This window comes from Imperialibacter sp. (assembly GCF_048007035.1).
Lineage (GTDB): Bacteria > Bacteroidota > Bacteroidia > Cytophagales > Cyclobacteriaceae > Imperialibacter.
In genome coordinates this window covers 2,599,887-2,615,781 of sequence record NZ_CP180355.1, presented here as the reverse complement: position 1 = coordinate 2,615,781, position 15,895 = coordinate 2,599,887, and the positions used below count along the sequence as shown (strand labels likewise).

At 43.7% G+C, this 15,895-nt stretch carries 14 protein-coding genes; 10 read left to right on the top strand and 4 right to left on the bottom strand.

Features of this window, described 5'->3' with window-relative positions:
• Positions 1 to 38: 38 nt before the first annotated feature.
• The 8 genes from ACMVP2_RS11235 to ACMVP2_RS11200 all read left to right on the top strand — a co-directional run bounded on the left by ACMVP2_RS11235 (position 39) and on the right by ACMVP2_RS11200 (position 8,632).
• A complete protein-coding gene (locus tag ACMVP2_RS11235) occupies positions 39 to 935 on the top strand; it encodes a sulfotransferase domain-containing protein (RefSeq protein ID WP_339784411.1) in 897 nt (298 codons plus the stop codon).
• Positions 929 to 1,702 (top strand): sulfotransferase domain-containing protein, encoded by a 774-nt coding sequence (locus ACMVP2_RS11230; RefSeq protein ID WP_416867763.1) that lies wholly within the window; start codon positions 929 to 931, stop codon positions 1,700 to 1,702. Before ACMVP2_RS11235 ends, ACMVP2_RS11230 begins: the two co-directional genes overlap by 7 nt.
• Positions 1,692 to 2,831, top strand: a complete 1,140-nt coding sequence (locus tag ACMVP2_RS11225) for a glycosyltransferase family 4 protein (protein ID WP_339784407.1) — start codon at positions 1,692 to 1,694, stop codon at positions 2,829 to 2,831. Before ACMVP2_RS11230 ends, ACMVP2_RS11225 begins: the two co-directional genes overlap by 11 nt.
• 37 nt (positions 2,832 to 2,868) lie before the next feature.
• Positions 2,869 to 4,029 (top strand): glycosyltransferase family 4 protein, encoded by a 1,161-nt coding sequence (locus ACMVP2_RS11220; protein WP_339784405.1) that lies wholly within the window; start codon positions 2,869 to 2,871, stop codon positions 4,027 to 4,029.
• Positions 4,004 to 4,849 carry a sulfotransferase gene (locus ACMVP2_RS11215; protein ID WP_339784403.1) on the top strand — a complete coding sequence of 282 codons (846 nt, stop codon included), beginning with the start codon at positions 4,004 to 4,006 and terminating at the stop codon, positions 4,847 to 4,849. The genes ACMVP2_RS11220 and ACMVP2_RS11215 overlap by 26 nt, the downstream gene beginning before the upstream one ends.
• On the top strand, positions 4,846 to 6,069 hold the full coding sequence (locus tag ACMVP2_RS11210) for a DegT/DnrJ/EryC1/StrS family aminotransferase (RefSeq protein WP_339784401.1): 1,224 nt from the start codon (positions 4,846 to 4,848) through the stop codon (positions 6,067 to 6,069). Before ACMVP2_RS11215 ends, ACMVP2_RS11210 begins: the two co-directional genes overlap by 4 nt.
• On the top strand, positions 6,062 to 6,691 hold the full coding sequence (locus ACMVP2_RS11205; RefSeq protein ID WP_416867762.1) for a sugar transferase: 630 nt from the start codon (positions 6,062 to 6,064) through the stop codon (positions 6,689 to 6,691). The genes ACMVP2_RS11210 and ACMVP2_RS11205 overlap by 8 nt, the downstream gene beginning before the upstream one ends.
• A 78-nt stretch (positions 6,692 to 6,769) precedes the next feature.
• Complete coding sequence (locus ACMVP2_RS11200) at positions 6,770 to 8,632, top strand: nucleoside-diphosphate sugar epimerase/dehydratase (RefSeq protein WP_339784397.1); 1,863 nt, start codon at positions 6,770 to 6,772, stop codon at positions 8,630 to 8,632.
• A gap of 74 nt (positions 8,633 to 8,706) precedes the next feature.
• Here ACMVP2_RS11200 and ACMVP2_RS11195 read toward each other — a convergent pair whose 3' ends face one another.
• Positions 8,707 to 8,973, bottom strand: coding sequence for a hypothetical protein (locus ACMVP2_RS11195; RefSeq protein ID WP_416867761.1), 267 nt, complete (start codon positions 8,971 to 8,973; stop codon positions 8,707 to 8,709).
• Positions 8,970 to 10,048 (bottom strand): IS3 family transposase gene (locus ACMVP2_RS11190; protein WP_416864116.1). Its coding sequence is split into 2 segments (ribosomal slippage): positions 8,970 to 9,796 and positions 9,796 to 10,048, totalling 1,080 coding nucleotides; the frame shifts between segments, so codons are not numbered across the junction. The genes ACMVP2_RS11195 and ACMVP2_RS11190 overlap by 4 nt, the downstream gene beginning before the upstream one ends.
• Before the next feature lie 150 nt (positions 10,049 to 10,198).
• Here ACMVP2_RS11190 and ACMVP2_RS11185 point away from each other — a divergent pair.
• A complete protein-coding gene (locus ACMVP2_RS11185; RefSeq protein WP_339784395.1) occupies positions 10,199 to 10,531 on the top strand; it encodes a PadR family transcriptional regulator in 333 nt (110 codons plus the stop codon).
• Positions 10,528 to 13,188 (top strand): ABC transporter permease, encoded by a 2,661-nt coding sequence (locus ACMVP2_RS11180; RefSeq protein ID WP_416867760.1) that lies wholly within the window; start codon positions 10,528 to 10,530, stop codon positions 13,186 to 13,188. Before ACMVP2_RS11185 ends, ACMVP2_RS11180 begins: the two co-directional genes overlap by 4 nt.
• An 80-nt stretch (positions 13,189 to 13,268) precedes the next feature.
• Here the strand turns inward: ACMVP2_RS11180 and ACMVP2_RS11175 are convergent, their stop codons facing one another.
• Both ACMVP2_RS11175 and ACMVP2_RS11170 read right to left on the bottom strand, forming a co-directional pair.
• Positions 13,269 to 14,774 (bottom strand): glycosyl hydrolase, encoded by a 1,506-nt coding sequence (locus ACMVP2_RS11175; protein ID WP_416867759.1) that lies wholly within the window; start codon positions 14,772 to 14,774, stop codon positions 13,269 to 13,271.
• A 6-nt stretch (positions 14,775 to 14,780) separates the two neighbouring features.
• Positions 14,781 to 15,671: a sugar phosphate isomerase/epimerase family protein gene (locus ACMVP2_RS11170; protein WP_416867758.1), complete on the bottom strand. Its 891-nt coding sequence runs from the start codon at positions 15,669 to 15,671 to the stop codon at positions 14,781 to 14,783.
• Positions 15,672 to 15,895 lie beyond the last annotated feature (224 nt).

The window sequence follows — 15,895 nt, the reverse complement described above, 5'->3', positions numbered from 1 at the left end:
CAAATGGGCTGTTTGAATGAGATGAAACCAACGCTTTCATGAATAGTATCAAGTTAGATTTCCTGGTAATAGGAGTGCAAAAATCAGCCAGTTCGTGGTTGTATTATTGTTTAAAGGAACATCCCGAATTAATATTACCTGCTTACAAGAAGGAGAGGGAATATATTGGCGGGCCTTTGTACAATGAGAAGGGTGGAATAAAATGGTACTACACCTTATTTGATATCGAAAACAGGAATAATAAGAAAGCCGGAGATGTGTCGGTTGAGTACTTTTTTGATAATACTTCCCCAATCGAAATCCAAAAAAATTTACCTCATTGTAATTTTATTCTTCTTTTAAGAAACCCCGTAGATCGGTTTAAATCAGCGTACTTTTGGTACCTAAGAAAAGGGCTGATTGACAGGGACGTTGACATCAATGCTCAAATTATAAAAGCCATTGATCAGAATCGATCTAACGAAATTGAGCCAATCGTTTTAGACCTTTTGTCTCGGGGATACTATGAAGAGCAACTGGATTGCTTTTTGGCAGAATTTAGCCCAGGGCAATTCTATGTTGCTTTCTACGAAGAAATCGAGGCAGATTCACAAAAAGTATTGGCGGATATTTATTCATTTCTTAACGTGAAATCTGACTTTGTTCCAACATCCATAAACTCTAGACCAAAAAAAAATTCCTACAATTCTTTTCTAATACACGCCGAAAGACTGGGAAGTAAAAATCGGGTCATTTCTAAATTTGCAAACTTTAGCAACCAGGTATTTGCAAACTTTTTTAACAAGAACTTAAAGCAAAACATTTTTGACCCAAAAGTAATGAGTTTGTTAAATGACCACTACAAGCAAAAAAACATTGGGCTGTCGAAAAAATTGAAAAGTTTAAGTAATGGAAAAAGGCATCTCAACAGTGTTAACATCTTTTGGAAATGGTAACCTCCATTATAAAGTTTTTTAAAAAAAGCGCTAAATACTCACAAGGTTTCCTTGGTTTAAATAAAAAAGACATAATTCTGGTTTCATACCCAAAATCTGGGAGTACATGGATTAGGTTTATCTTATGTAATTATATTTTTATCAGTGAAAATAACCCGAATACAGTTTCTTTCAGGGAAGTTGATGATTTAATGCCCGAATTTGGCATAAGCAATCTTACACGAAGGTGGCCATTCGACTTTATCCCTCGTTTCGTCAAAACTCATTGGAAATGGAATCCTTTATTTGCAGGAAAAATGAGCCTCCTCATCGTGAGAGATCCTCGTGATACCATGGTTTCTTACTATAACTACAGAAACAAGCAGGTGTCAAAAGTGACTCAAGAGGATTTCCAGACGTTTATAAGAAGCAAAAAATTTGGTCTGGAAGCCTGGTTCAAACATTTAAAATCTTGGGAGAAAAAGGCAACATGCGTTATAAGGTACGAAGATTTGAAGAGAGAAGGGATAAAGGAAATTTCTGAGTCCTTCCTGAAATTACGTCTTGATATAAACTCCGAAATCTTATCAACGGCATTTGAAAATGCCGCTTTTGACAAGTTAAAAGCAAATGAAAGGGCTCATGGTATGTCGAAAAAGAACTTCTTTTCCGAGGGTCAAATGTTTTTCAATAAAGGGAAAACTAATCAGTGGGTTGAATACTTTTCAGAAAAGGATTTACAGTACTATCAAGAACTGAAAAGTAAGTATGAGGTAAATGAATACTAAAAAAGCACAAGGGGTGTCGGTATTATTCTTCACTAATTTTCCTCCGCCATACACAGGACACACCCTGAACAACGAGTTGGTGTTTGAATGGCTTAACGATACACAAAAGAAGAAGATTAATATTTCACATCGTGAGGGGCGACTTCAGTCGACTGGTTTGCTTCGAATAGGCGGTATTGTCACTCACTTTCAAAAACTAATCGAGTTGCGAAAGGAGCTCAGGCAAAGGAGATATAGTTGCTTGTACATGACTTTCTCTCATTCGACGCTCGGTTTCTTTAAAAATTACTTAACTATATTGACCGCTAAGGGAAAGGTGGACTTTATTGTTGGGCACATCCATACAGGAAGCTACTCCTCTTTATTTCAAAAAAAGTTGCTGAGACCTTTTACTTTATCCTTTGTGACTGATGTTGATCGTTTTATATTTTTGAGTGAGAGAATGTACGCACAGTGTGCGTCTTATATCCCGTTAAACAAAAAGTTTGTTCTGGAGAATACGTTAAGTAAAGTACTGCTGGTCACAGAAGAAGAAGTAGAGTTAAAGTTTCGTAGCCGGAAAAAGAAAGATACATTTCAACTGATCTATATTTCGAATATGATCCCTTCTAAAGGATACAAGGATCTGGCAAAGGCCCTCGTCTTCCTTTCCAGTAATTCGGATATCGATTTCCATGCAACTTTTATCGGCGGTTGGGTGGCAAAATCCGATGAATTGGAATTTTTGAGTTTTCTGTCTGAGAATAATCTTGAGAAATCCGTCACTGTGCTTGGCGCCATCTCCGACCGGCAAGTACTTCGACGGGCGCTTTTGGAGGCTCATGTTTTTATATTGCCAACCTACTATCCGACGGAGTGCCAACCAGTCAGTATAATTGAAGCGATGAATGCTGGCAACGCTATTATTTCTACGTTTCACGCAGCAATTCCCGAGTATGTAAAGACGGATGTGAATGGCGTCTTGGTGGAAAAAATGTCACCACTGCAAATACATAATGCAATAGTCCGTTTATACGATTTTCAGTATTGGATAGAATGTGCCACCAATTCAAGGAGAATATTTGAAGAGAAGTTTCATCCAGACATTGTTAAATTGAAGTTTATGGATTTTTTAGAAACTTTGAAGTAGAAACGTATTCTCGCAATCAACCAAAAACAGACACGAATTGATCAAACTTTATAACACCTTCGAAATAGCAGTTCCTCTTTGGGATTGGATAATTGAGAAATTTGAATCTCGGGGTTTGACAACGTGGGCTGTAATAAGCAAAGGGGTTTATAGAGCTAAACCAAGTAATATTACTCAACACATTCAATATGTTTGGACGATACCATTTCTGAGGAAGTATAAGTTGATTTCCCATTTTACTTACTTCTTGCTGACACCCATCAAAATTTTGTGGAGCAGGCCTAAAGTCAATATTTTTTACACGCAACCCCCTCTATTTTACATTTTGGGGGCTTTTTGTTCAAGATTGGTTAGAATTCCCTATGTTGTTCACGTAATGGACTTTCAACCTGAATTACTGGCGGTCATGGGAAAGCTTAGACGCACGGGACCGGTTTATAAGCTGCTTAATTTTCTTGGCCTAAGAGCACTTAAGAAAGCTGAAGAGGTAATCGTAATTGGTCGGTGTATGCAAAGCCTATTAGTCAGGAAGGGTGTGGATGAGAAAAGAATCCAACTGATTCACAACGTTTCAACCTACCGCCCCGATAGAGTAGTAAGTACGGGCATTAAGTCTGGTATTGGGCTGGAGGGGAAATTGATAATACTCTATTCGGGCAACATGGGTGTAGCCCATGAGTTCGAGACAATTCTCGGTGTTTCGAAAAGGCTGACGAGGTTATCAAGTCTACATTTTTTGTTTGTAGGAAATGGAGTCCACAGAAGTCTGATAGAAAACTTTATTGCTGACCAGTCTCCTGTAAACGTTTCGCTGATTGATTATCTACCTGACGACGAGTTTCAAGAAGTTTCGCAGGGGTCTTTGGCGCACTTTATTTCTTTAAAAAGTGGCTACGAGGGCCTAATGGTGCCGAGTAAGTTTTATAGTTCCATCGCAGCAGGCAAGCCTGTAATTTATGAAGGAGGCGTCAGCTCGGAGATAGCACTACTGATCGCAGAATATGGATTGGGCAAAAGCGTTTTGAACGGGGATGTTGATGAAATGGAGCGCTGTATACTATCGCTTATAGAGGATCCAAGCTTAGTAAGGCAAATATCAAAAAATTGCCAAACTGCATACAATGACAACTTTAGACCATCAATTATTGCTCAGAATTATTTACAATGTATAGATGAAGTTATCAAAAGAAGGGAGTAATCTTGTTTTCCTTATCGGTGCTGCCCGCTCAGGCACAAAAATGTTGAGGGACGTATTAGCCCAGCATCCAGGTGTTAGTAAAGTCCCATATGACATTAACTTTGTCTGGAGGTGGGGAAACGAGTCGTTAGAGCATGACGAATTGACTCCTCTTAACTATTCTGATAAGAATAAGCATCTGATACACAAATATTTGGAGAGGTATGTCAAGAAAGGAGACTACTTGATCGAGAAATCAGTTTCGAATACCATCAGGATCCCATTCCTGCAGAGGAATTACCCAGACGCAAAATATATTTTTTTGTATCGAAACGGAATTGATGTCTGCGAATCAGTAATACGACAATGGAAGGCCCCCCTTGACAGCAAATACCTTCTTCAAAAGATGAGAAGTACGCCTCCTTCTTTGTTAATTAACTACGGAATGAAGTTTTTGAAGAGAAATCTCATAAAAAGGAAAAATGATTTTTTTTGGGGCGTCAACTTTCCAGGGATGTCGAAGGATCTTCAATTTAAATCAATATATCAAGTAGTTGCACAACAATGGACGTATTGTGTTGGCAAAATGCTCGAAGCCCGGGAATCAATAGACTCCGGTCGGCTCATCGAAATTAAATATGAGGACCTTGTACACAACTCTGACGCTGTGCTTGAGCGTATCTTTAAATTTATAGACCCGCAATTCTCTTTTATGCGAACTGACAAAGATTTGATAACAAGTAACCACGTGGGGAGAGGCAAATCCAATTTTCTCGAAGAACAGTTAATTGTAATTTTACCAATTGTTGAGTCGACGATGAAAAAAATAGACAGTTTATGATGAATATTCCCTTTTCCCCACCATTTATTGATGAAGACACAATAGTTGAAGTAACTGATACGCTAAGATCAGGTTGGATAACTACTGGCCCCAAAGTAAAGGAATTAGAAGACCTCATCGCAAAGTTCAATCAGTGTGACTATGCCGTAGCTGTCAATTCAGCAACTTCAGCACTAATGCTGGCTCTTCATTGGTTCGGAGTGGGACGAGGTGATGAAGTTATTATTCCTGCATATACTTACTGTGCTACGGCTTTGGCAGTGAAGCATATTGGAGCGACCCCCGTCATGGTAGACGTTAAAAGTGACTTCACCCTCAATCCTGAAAAGATTGGTGCTGCCATCACCAACAAAACCAAAGCGATCATACCTGTGGACATAGCCGGCTGGCCATGTGATTACGAGCAAATAATCGAAATAGTTAGAAGTGCTTCCTCAAGACATTTTGACCCCACATCAACCCCACAAAAGAAGTTGGGTCGAGTCCTTATTTTAAGCGACTCAGCACATTCTCTTGGGGCAGTTTACAAAGGAAAGCCTGTTGGAGCGTTGCCCGATATCAGTGTTTTTTCATTTCATGCCGTAAAGAACATCACCACGGCTGAAGGCGGAGCGTTGTGCTTAAATCTTCCTCCGCCATTTGACAACGGTGACGTCTATAAAACATTAAGGCTCTGGAGCCTCAATGGGCAAACGAAAGACGCATTTACTAAGTTGCAAGCCGGGGGATGGAAGTACGACATTGTGTATCCTGGCTTCAAAATGAACATGCCAGATATATGTGCAGCTATTGGAGTTGCTCAACTAAGAAAGTATGCAAATGCTCTATTACCTCGTAGAAGAAGCATAGCAAATATGTATCAGGAAAACTTCTCCAACCATAGTTGGGCAATTCTTCCTCCCCTGAGACTTGAAGACACCGAGTCAAGTTATCATTTGTACCCGATTCGCATAAATGGAGCAAATGAATCTCAAAGAGATTTAATTATTGAAGAGATGACGCAAGCTGGAATTGGGGTGAATGTTCATTTTATCCCTCTGCCTTTGCTTAGTATCTTTAAAGAGCAGGCTTATGATATTTGTGACTTTGAAGTGAGCTACAATCTCTACGCCAATGAGATTTCACTCCCGATTTACCCTCAACTTCTTGATGAGCAGATCGAGTATGTAACCAATTGTTTAGTTGCTGCTGTTTCAAAGATTCTGCACCGAAATGATTAGGTTGCTCGATTTGACTATAGCTATTTTGGGAATGGTCTTATTCTTTCCCTTTCTTTTACTTTTTGCCTTACTCATAGTTACCGACTCTTGGGGGCCCGTTTTTTACCTTCAAAAAAGAGTGGGTAGGGGGGGGCAGGATTTTACTTTATATAAATTCAGAACTATGAGGAGTGACGCCGACAAAAATGGCCTTTTAACGATTGGCGCAAATGACAGTAGGATAACAAAATTTGGGTTATTTTTAAGGAGATATAAAATAGATGAGGTTCCTCAATTGATCAATGTTTTCAAAGGAGATATGAGCCTCGTTGGGCCGAGACCGGAAGTTCGGAGATATGTTGACCATTACTCAGAAGAGCAGAAGAAAATTCTTCTCGTCAGGCCAGGAGTTACCGATATGGCTTCAATATTCTATAAAGACGAAAATGAGCTTTTAAATCAGGCTTCTGACCCTGACTCGCTTTATATAAAAGAAATTTTACCACATAAAATCAGCCTCAATCAATTCTATATAGAGAATCCGTCACTAAAAAATTACTTTTATATAATCTATTTAACATTGAGGAAAGTGATAGCAGGGTCAGGTGGAAAGGATACCAGCCGGGAGCCAACTATTCGTTGATTTTTTGTTTCAATTTAGTACTATTTACACCAGGAAGACTTTGGTAACGAAAAGGCATCAGCGAAGGAGGTCAGACATTTGGGAAAGCTAATCGAGATGACAAGTAATCATAGTTTCATAATAGGCAACAAATCGATAATCAAATTCTTGATTGATGTTTTGCTTTGGACAACGCTCACCCTAGTTAGTTTTGTTTTGCGCCTTGAGGGAGATATCCAAAGGTTGGCTGAGTCCCTATTCGTTTACACTTCATTGCTATTTTTCGTAAAGGCTGCATCAATTTGGCATTTCAAATTGTACAAGCAATCGTGGCAAAATGTAGGCCTATCAGATTTTTATTCCCTTGTAAAAGCGGATGTAATAGTTGGATTATTTGCTTGGGTACTTGTATTTGTTTTACGACCAAGCTTTGTTGTTCCATACTCCATCCCATTTATTGAGTCGGCGCTGATGCTTTTGAGCCTTGGAGGCATAAGGATTCTCTTTAGGTATTACTTCAAAAACTTCGTTTCCAAAAGAAATTTTCCCCGAAGGAAAAGAGTGCTGATTGCGGGTGCAGGGGACGTGGGAACAATGGTTGCGAGAGAAATGCTAAGAAACCCGAAAGAAGGGTTTCTTCCTGTAGCGTTTCTGGATGATGATCCGACCAAAAGTAACCAACGTTTTTTGGGCGTCCCAGTTCTAGGCCAGATTGAGGAGATGAGTGAAATTATTAACGAGGAAAACATTGACGAGCTGATTATCGCCATGCCTAATGCCACCGGAGATACAATACGAAACATCGTCGAGTACGCTCAATTGGCAAACATACCCCACAGAACAATCCCCAGATTAAATGACCTTATAAGTGGGAAGGTAAATATCAATTTTCTTAGAAATGTCGAATTGGAAGATCTGCTGAGAAGAGAACCTGTGCAACTAGACAGCACCAAAATATCGGCCTATTTGAAACAAAAACGGGTAATGGTTACGGGTGCGGGTGGCTCGATCGGCTCTGAGATTGTTCGGCAGCTTACCAGATTTGATCCCGAAACTATCATATTGGTAGGTAGAGGCGAAAGCAGCTTGCATTTGATAAGTATAGAGTTACGGGATAAAACCGGGTTCCAAAAATTCGAAGTTAGAATTGCGGATGTGCGTGACAGGGATACTCTGGAAAAGTTGTTCGTACAATATAAGCCAGAGGTGATTTTTCACGCAGCGGCTCATAAACATGTCCCTTTTATGGAGGACAACCCCGCTCAATCTGTCTTCAACAACGTTATCGGAACCAAGAACCTGACTGAACTTGCACTCAGGTATAATGTTAAACATTTCGTCAATATTTCGACAGATAAGGCTGTAAATCCAACCTCAGTTATGGGAGCGTCAAAAAGGGTGAGTGAGCATCTTGTTTCGCTTGCGTCTTCAAAAGCCGAAAAGGAGCAATATTTTGTATCTGTCAGGTTTGGAAATGTGCTTGGAAGCAGGGGAAGTGTGATCCCGATATTCAAGGAGCAAATAAAAAACGGAGGGCCTATTACTATCACTCACCCCGAAATGGTAAGATACTTTATGACTATACCCGAAGCCAGCCAGCTAGTTTTGCAGGCGGGCGCAATGAATAAGAATGGATCACTATTTATTTTGGACATGGGCAAGCCGGTGAAAATTTTGGATATGGCGAGAGATTTGATATCGCTTTCTGGCTTAATTCCTGATCAGGATATAAAAATTGTATTTTCAGGAGTTAGACCCGGGGAAAAGATGTTTGAGGAATTGCTTACATCGCAGGAAACACTTGAAGCTACAGTGCATGGAAAAATATTTTCGGCTAAGAAAAATGTTCACCCTCAAGGCATCGAATCCATGGTTTCAATGCTTGAAAAAGTTGCTCAAACTGGAGATATCGTCAAAATAAAAGAAGCGTACAAAGAAATAATCCCTTCGTATACACCCTAATGCTCTGACAGACGACCGCTCGGCTTTCCAGGTTGCCATTCTGTTTCTGGGAGCTTGTTGCCTTAAAGTTTTAATTATTCTTTTAGCCCAGGCTTTTTCAAGCCGTGGAAAGCTCGTAGTTCTTTGCTATTGCATATGTAAGCTCCCCCTAAAATTGGACCACTCAAAAGTTGACTTTTCCGTTTCACCGGCTGATCAAAAATAGGTGCCTGCTGGCAGCCAGTCAAGACCAAGCAGGCGGTTGATTTTTGTTTATTTTCAATGGCATCAACCGGTCTTGACAGGCTGTGCGCATTCACCTTGGTAATGATCATCGGCTGAAAAGGAAAAATAGTATTCATATTGTTTGTAATAGCTCGACAGGAGATCGATACCCAAGTGACTCATGGGGGCGGTATCGGTTGTAATCATCGAGCCATTCTTCAATCTTATATCTCACCTCTGTGAGGTTATGGAAGACGTTGGCATTTAGTAACTCTTTCCTAATGCTGCCGTTACATCGCTCGACATAGCCATTTTGCATAGGCTTACCAGGCTGGATGAAGGTAAGGTTGATCTGATGACCCCGACACCATTGATCCAACTGATTGGAGATAAACTCGGGGCCATTATCCACTCTGATCATTTTAGGTAGGCCCCGGAACTCTTTCAGGTATTCTAGCACTCTGATTACCCTGGATGCTGGAAGTGATGTGTCGGCTTCCAGTGCTAGTACTTCCCGGTTATAGTCATCCATCACATTCAAAAGCCTGAACCTTCGACCATCCCATAAACTATCATTCATGAAGTCTACAGACCAAACCTGATTGATACCTTCTGGCCTATACAAAGCTTGTTTTACCCTGGCTGGAATCCGCTTTTTATACCTGCGGCGAATATTAAGATGCAGCCCGGTATAGACTCGGTAAACACGCTTGTGATTCCATACATAGCCTTTCTTCCTGATCCTGTAATAGGATTGCCAAAAACCTATCGAAGGGTGCTTGTTCACCAGTTCTTCCAGCTCTCTTATCACCGCACCGTCATCCCTAAATTTGGGTACATAGCTGTATGTGCTTCTCGGCATACTCACTGCTTTACACGCTTGACGCCGACTCACTCCATGCGCTTCGACCATGAACTGAACCAGTACGCCTTTTTCATCAAGCGTCAGAGCTTTTTTGAAACAGCATCTTTCAAAGCCTCATGCACCAGGCTAAGGTCAGCAAACATGCGCTTCAAGCGTGCATTCTCTTCCTGAAGATCCTTCATCTTCTTTACATCACTGGGTTCCATGCCTCCATAACGTTGACGCCATTTATAAAAGCTCGCTGTGGTGACGCCCATTTCCCGGCAAATGTCCTCGGCCTTACGCCCTGCTTCGTGCGCTCTAATCGCACTTACAATCTGTGTTTCTGTGAATCGTGACTTTTTCATATCTACCATTTAAAGTTGATTATTTTTTCTCAACTTTTAAATGGTCGAACTTCAGGGGAGCTTACACATACGCTATTGAGCGGGTTTTCCTTTTTCGTGTTGTTTTGCTAATTTGCTTTACAAAATATAAGCATATACTTTTGTAAGTATATGAGCAAAGAATACATAGGCGAGTTCGAGGAGCTGATCCTGACACTTGTTGCTGCTTTGAAAGACGATGCTTACGGAGCGGCTATCACAGAAGAGATAGAATCGAAGCTAAGCCGGGAAGTCAACCTGAGTGCGGTGCATGTCACACTTTACAGGTTGGAGGACAAGGGCTTTATTAAATCGGAGCTTGGCGGTGGCACCAACATGCGAGGCGGCCGCAAAAAGAGAATTTTTACCATCACCAGCGCCGGCATGGCTATGCTGAAAAACATAAAAGACAGCAGACTGAAGCTTTGGAACATGGTGCCAGAACTCAAAATTGCGGTAGAGTGAACGAACAGCACCAAATAATCCCTCGCTGGGTTGGTATATTCCTTCAATTCATCTGCCCTGAGCACCTCCATGAAGAAATAGAGGGAGATCTTATTTACCGTTACAACAAAGACTTACTCAAGCACAACAACAATAAAGCTAAGAGAAGACTGGTTTGGAATGCTATTCGCTTTTTCCGGCCGGGCATCCTGATGCGCAATAATTTCACAAAGGGACTAAACTATCAAATCATGCTCAAGTATCACTTACTAGTGGCTTGGAGAGTGCTATTGAAAAACAAGCTCTTCAGCCTTACCAACATTTCGGGCCTGGCCATTGGCTTTGCCTGCTGCATATTCATTTCCATGTATGTGCTCGACGAGCTTTCATACGACAGGTATCACACAAAGGTAGACCGCACTTACAGGCTGCTCCACAACAGCGGAAACCTGGCCGACACAGCCTCCACCAGCAACAACCCTAAAGACTACGACGTGTGGGGCAATGCTCCTGTGGGGGTTGCCCTCCAGGCGGAGTTTCCCGAAGTTGAGCAGGTGGTCAGGTTCTCCGGACGAGCGAGAACAGTTTTAAGGAAAGATGACAAAGTCTTCAACGAGGAAAACATTTTCATTGTCGATTCTACTGTGTTTGATGTCTTCAGCTGGAAGTTTGTAGCGGGCGATCCGCAGAAAGCGCTGGCCCAGCCCAATAGTATTGTGCTTACCCAGTCTACGGCAAAAAAATATTTTGGCAACGAAAACCCCGTGGGCCAAACCATCGAAGTGGATGCTATTCCCGGCCGGATCAATGAAGCATCCACCTGCATGGTAACGGCTGTTCTGGAGGACATCCCTCACAACTCACATTTTACTTTTGATGTGCTCATGCCCATGAGCATGTTCAAGCGGTCGAGGCCTGGTGTGTTTACCGCCTGGGGCTATGTGGACACCTACACCTACTTTACCGTGACCGAAGGGTTTGATATCAATGTCCTTCAGGCTAAAATGCACGACTTCACACGGCGGCATGTAACCGACTGGAGCTATAATGTACTTATTGAGCCCATGGGTGACGCCTACCTCCACTCCGAAGCCAAAAGGCAGCCTGGGGTGACTGGCAATCTCTCCAACATCTATTTGTTTTCAGCGATTGCTGTTTTCATTCTCATCATAGCAAGCATTAACTTCATGAACCTCAGCAGTGCCCGGTCAATGACACGGGCGAAAGAGGTGGGTGTGAGAAAAGTATCCGGTGCACGCCAGTGGGCTTTGATGTCCCAATTCCTGACCGAAGCGGTGCTGCTGTCGCTGATCAGTGCATGTATTGCTTACCTGATTGTGCTGGCAGCCATGCCGGGCTTCAGAACGCTTACCGGCAAAGCCCTCGGGCTTGAGCTGCTTTTCATGCCAGGCACCATTGTCATTTTGCTTGGTTCCGCTGTGTTAGTTGGGCTTTTTGCAGGAATATATCCTGCTGCTGTACTATCGAGTTTTCTTCCTTCTCAGGTTATCAAAGGTATCATCAAAGCTTCTTTTCAGGGAGCTGTGCTTCGTAAGGGGTTGGTAATTTTCCAGTTCACGTTGTCGATAGCCTTGATTGCCGGTACAACGATTGTATACAATCAGCTGGAGCATATGAGGTCGGTTGATATGGGCTTTGAGCAGAATCAAATGCTGGTGATCGATTATGGCTACGATGGCGGGGTGCAGTCAAAAATCGACCTCATAAAAGACGAATACGAAAAAATGTCGTTCGTTACTTCCGTTTCTGCTACCAGAACAGTGCCGGGAGGGCATTTTCCCAAGGCTGGCACCAGTGTAGAGACCGCCTCTGGCGAAATGATAAATCATGCACCAAACCTCTACGAGGTAGACTTTGATTTTATCGAGCACTTTGACATTGAGGTAGTGGCTGGCCGTGGTTACTCCAGAGAGTTCCCGGCAGATACCGCAAAATCCATGGTGATCAACCAAGCAGCCGCCAGGTTGTGGGGATACCCAAATCCGGAGGATATTATCGGTAAAAAGTTTTCGCAATGGGGGAGAGACGGCCGCATCATCGGCGTGGTAAAGGACTTCAACTATGTGTCGCTGCACGATCAGGTGGAGCCGCTCACACTAAGGCTGGAACCGAAGTGGAGCACCAGCTTTCTGGCTCTGGAGCTAAAAACGACCGACTTCCCGGCAGCCCTGAACCAAATCGAGGATACCTGGAAGCAGGTGGCCCCGCATCGGCCTTTTCTTTACAGCTTCCTCGATGATTCGTTCAACCGTCAATACCAGGCCGACGTCAGGTTCGGTAAAGTATTTGGCGTGTTTGCGGTATTGGCCATTTTTATTGCATGCCTGGGGTTGTTTGGCCTCGCCGCCTGGACGGCGGAGCGCAGAATCAAAGAAATCGGCATAAGAAGGGTGTTGGGAGCTTCTTTTGCTCAGATTATTTCTCTCCTTTCCGCTGACTTCATGAAGCTCGTCGCTGTGGCGATTGTGATTGCCACTCCTCTGGCGTGGTATGTGATGAGCCGCTGGCTGGAAGGTTTCGCCTTTCAAACTGAAATCCGCTGGTGGGTATTTGCGTTGGCTGGGTTATTGGCGACCGTAATAGCGCTAATCACTGTAAGCTTTCAGTCGGCAAAGGCAGCCTCTATGAACCCGGCCAAGTCGTTGAGGAGTGAGTAAGTTTTGATTGTCTAATAAACGGAGAAGGGGCTCAGGTGGCCCCTTCTCCGTTTAGATACATGATGCAGCTGACTGCTGATCTACCTCTTATCATACACAACCGTAGATACATTCTCACCTCTCGGCGATTTTGACGTCTGCTGAATCACAAGCTTCTTACCTCTCCTTTGGAGCGTCCAAACATCCATCCCTGTGATGGTCGATGGATTACCGCCAAAATTGAACGTCACCTTCGAGTCTATCGACAGCGTGTCTTTCATAGGAGACCAGTTGGCGTGCTGTACCCTGGGTGAATTGAACATTTTCGACTCAATATCAGACCCATCCAAAGGCAATGTTTGCTCGGTTACCTCATCATCGGCCCATTCTACTACGGACGTTGACTTAACCATGAGCTTGTTGTCCTTTTGCACAATGCTCAGCTTTACGGCCGGCCCGCCAAACCCCTGGTATTTTGTCTCACCCTCATTCAACTCCCACTCGCCTGTGAAGTCTGCCGGGACTGAGGACGGGAGGGGCTCAAAGCCCTCAGCCTTTCTGAGTTCTTTAGTGCCCTCGGTGTACGCCTTGTCTTCCATAAAAACGATGCGTGAGTCGGCAACAAGTGACTCATACTCGCTTTTCGGCGTTCCCCTTACCATGCCCGACCACACTACCCAGTAGGTCCAGTTGGGTTGCTTTTCGAGTATTTCCAGCGAAGGCGGATTCCCCACTTCACCCAACGCCAAAGGTTTGCCTTGCGACAATTCCATGAGCCCATCATAATAGCTTTGGTTGAAGTCACGGCCATACACGTCCAGCGAAAGAATGTCCAGATATTCATTGTCTGGGTAATACTTGATAAACTCACGGCCCGGGGCACTGGGCCTGTCTACACTCCACACCCAAATCAGGTTGTTGAGCTTGTGATAGTTCACCATTCTGTCGAATATCTGACGGTACAAGGCCGCTGTGCCATATTTCGGGTCGGTACGGCCACCCCACCAAAACCAGTCACCGTTCATCTCGTGGTAAGGCCTCCACAATACTGGTACGCCTGCGTCTTGCAGCTGCTTCAGGTAGCCGGCAATTTCGTCTACCTGAGTCAGCCACTTCTTGTTGATCTTTGTACCCTTTTTCAGCAGGTCTTTGAATTGCTTGTCCAGTAAATCTCCCTGCACGCTGGCCAAAGCCGTAGAATCAAAGCCGGGCAGTGGCTGAAAGGTGACCGGTTCATCAGTCGTTGGTGGCACGGCGTGCCAGCATAGGGTTACAATGGCACCGAGTTGATGCTGGCGAATAGCTTCCTCCACGATAGAGGGCCGGGCCAGGTACGAATCCTTGTCCCCGTCTTTGGCAAAGCCAAAGTCCTGGCTCCAAACTGGGGGCGTCTTGCCTATGTAATCAGCAGCGAACTGCGAATTCCTGTCCCTTGAAATAGGAAAGTTGTGTTGACCCACCAGCGTATGCTTGCCACTCAAGCTTTGAATGTACTCAAGTAACGCCCGTGCCTCAGGAGAGGCGTTCGGCGTAACAGGGGCTATTTGAGCAAAGGCAGCAACACTGAACAGACACAAAAGTGTCAGTGAAAACAAGGCTCTTCTCATGGCTGCCTACTTCTTTTTCTTGCCTTTCTTCGTCTTTAGCGATGCCAGGTAGTCAAGGCTTTGCGGCACCTGCTCAAGGGCCCTCGAAGATTCATCTTCGATGAAATAGTGTTTGATGCCTATTTCCATGGCAGCTTCCATGGCCTCGGCAATGCCAACATCGCCCTGACCGAGCACTACGTTGGTTTCAGGATCCTGGCGGCCCTGCAGGTTGTCTTTGCTTCCTGGCTTCCTGTCCTTCAAATGCAGTGAAGTAAAGCGGGTAGGGTATTTTCTCAGCAACGCAGCAGGATTTTGTCCAGGGTTGCGCATCCAGAACACGTCCATTTGAACGGTGACATAGTCCGGGTTGGTATTGTCCATAAAATACTCGTACAAGGTGCCATTGCCTCCTTCGTAGTCAACGAACTCATAACCATGGGCATGATAGGCGAAAGTCAGTCCGTTTTCCTTCAGGGTTTTTCCCGCCGCATTGAACACCTCCACCCCTTTCTTCATCTCCTCAAGGGTCATCTTTTCCTCAGTATGGGGAATCCAGTAGCAGAGCACAAATTTGGCATTGTAAAACTTCGCATTATCGATGATTGCCTGAAGCTCATCTGGTTTTTGCAGTGCATCGAAGTTGCTACCAACTGCTACTACTTTGAGCCCGTATTTTTCGAGTAGCTTTTTATACGCCTCTTTGTCAATTCCACGTGGAGTGCCTCCTTCAAGCTCTTTGACGCCCAGCTCTTTTAACCGAGCCAACGTCTTTTCCACATCTACTTTCATGAGTTCTCTCATGCTACCCATCTGAATGCCAATTTCCTGGGCCATTATCGCCGGAGAGCCTGCCAAAAGGGCCAGCAGCAGCAACAAAATCGTTCCTTTAGAGAAACGGGTTAGAGTCTTGTTCATATTTTTTTATTTAGGGTGATTCACATGTTCATATTAGCCCTAATTTAAGGAATGTACAACACGTTTTCCACAGGTAATTGCACCGAACGGTCTTACGGGGAACTCCATTTGTATCAAAATGGGGTGGCATTATGTGAGAAAACCAACCAGTGAAAACTAAGTCAATGGGAATGCGCCATGATAATGGTTAAATTCCAACCTTATACATACTACATTTTACTTTT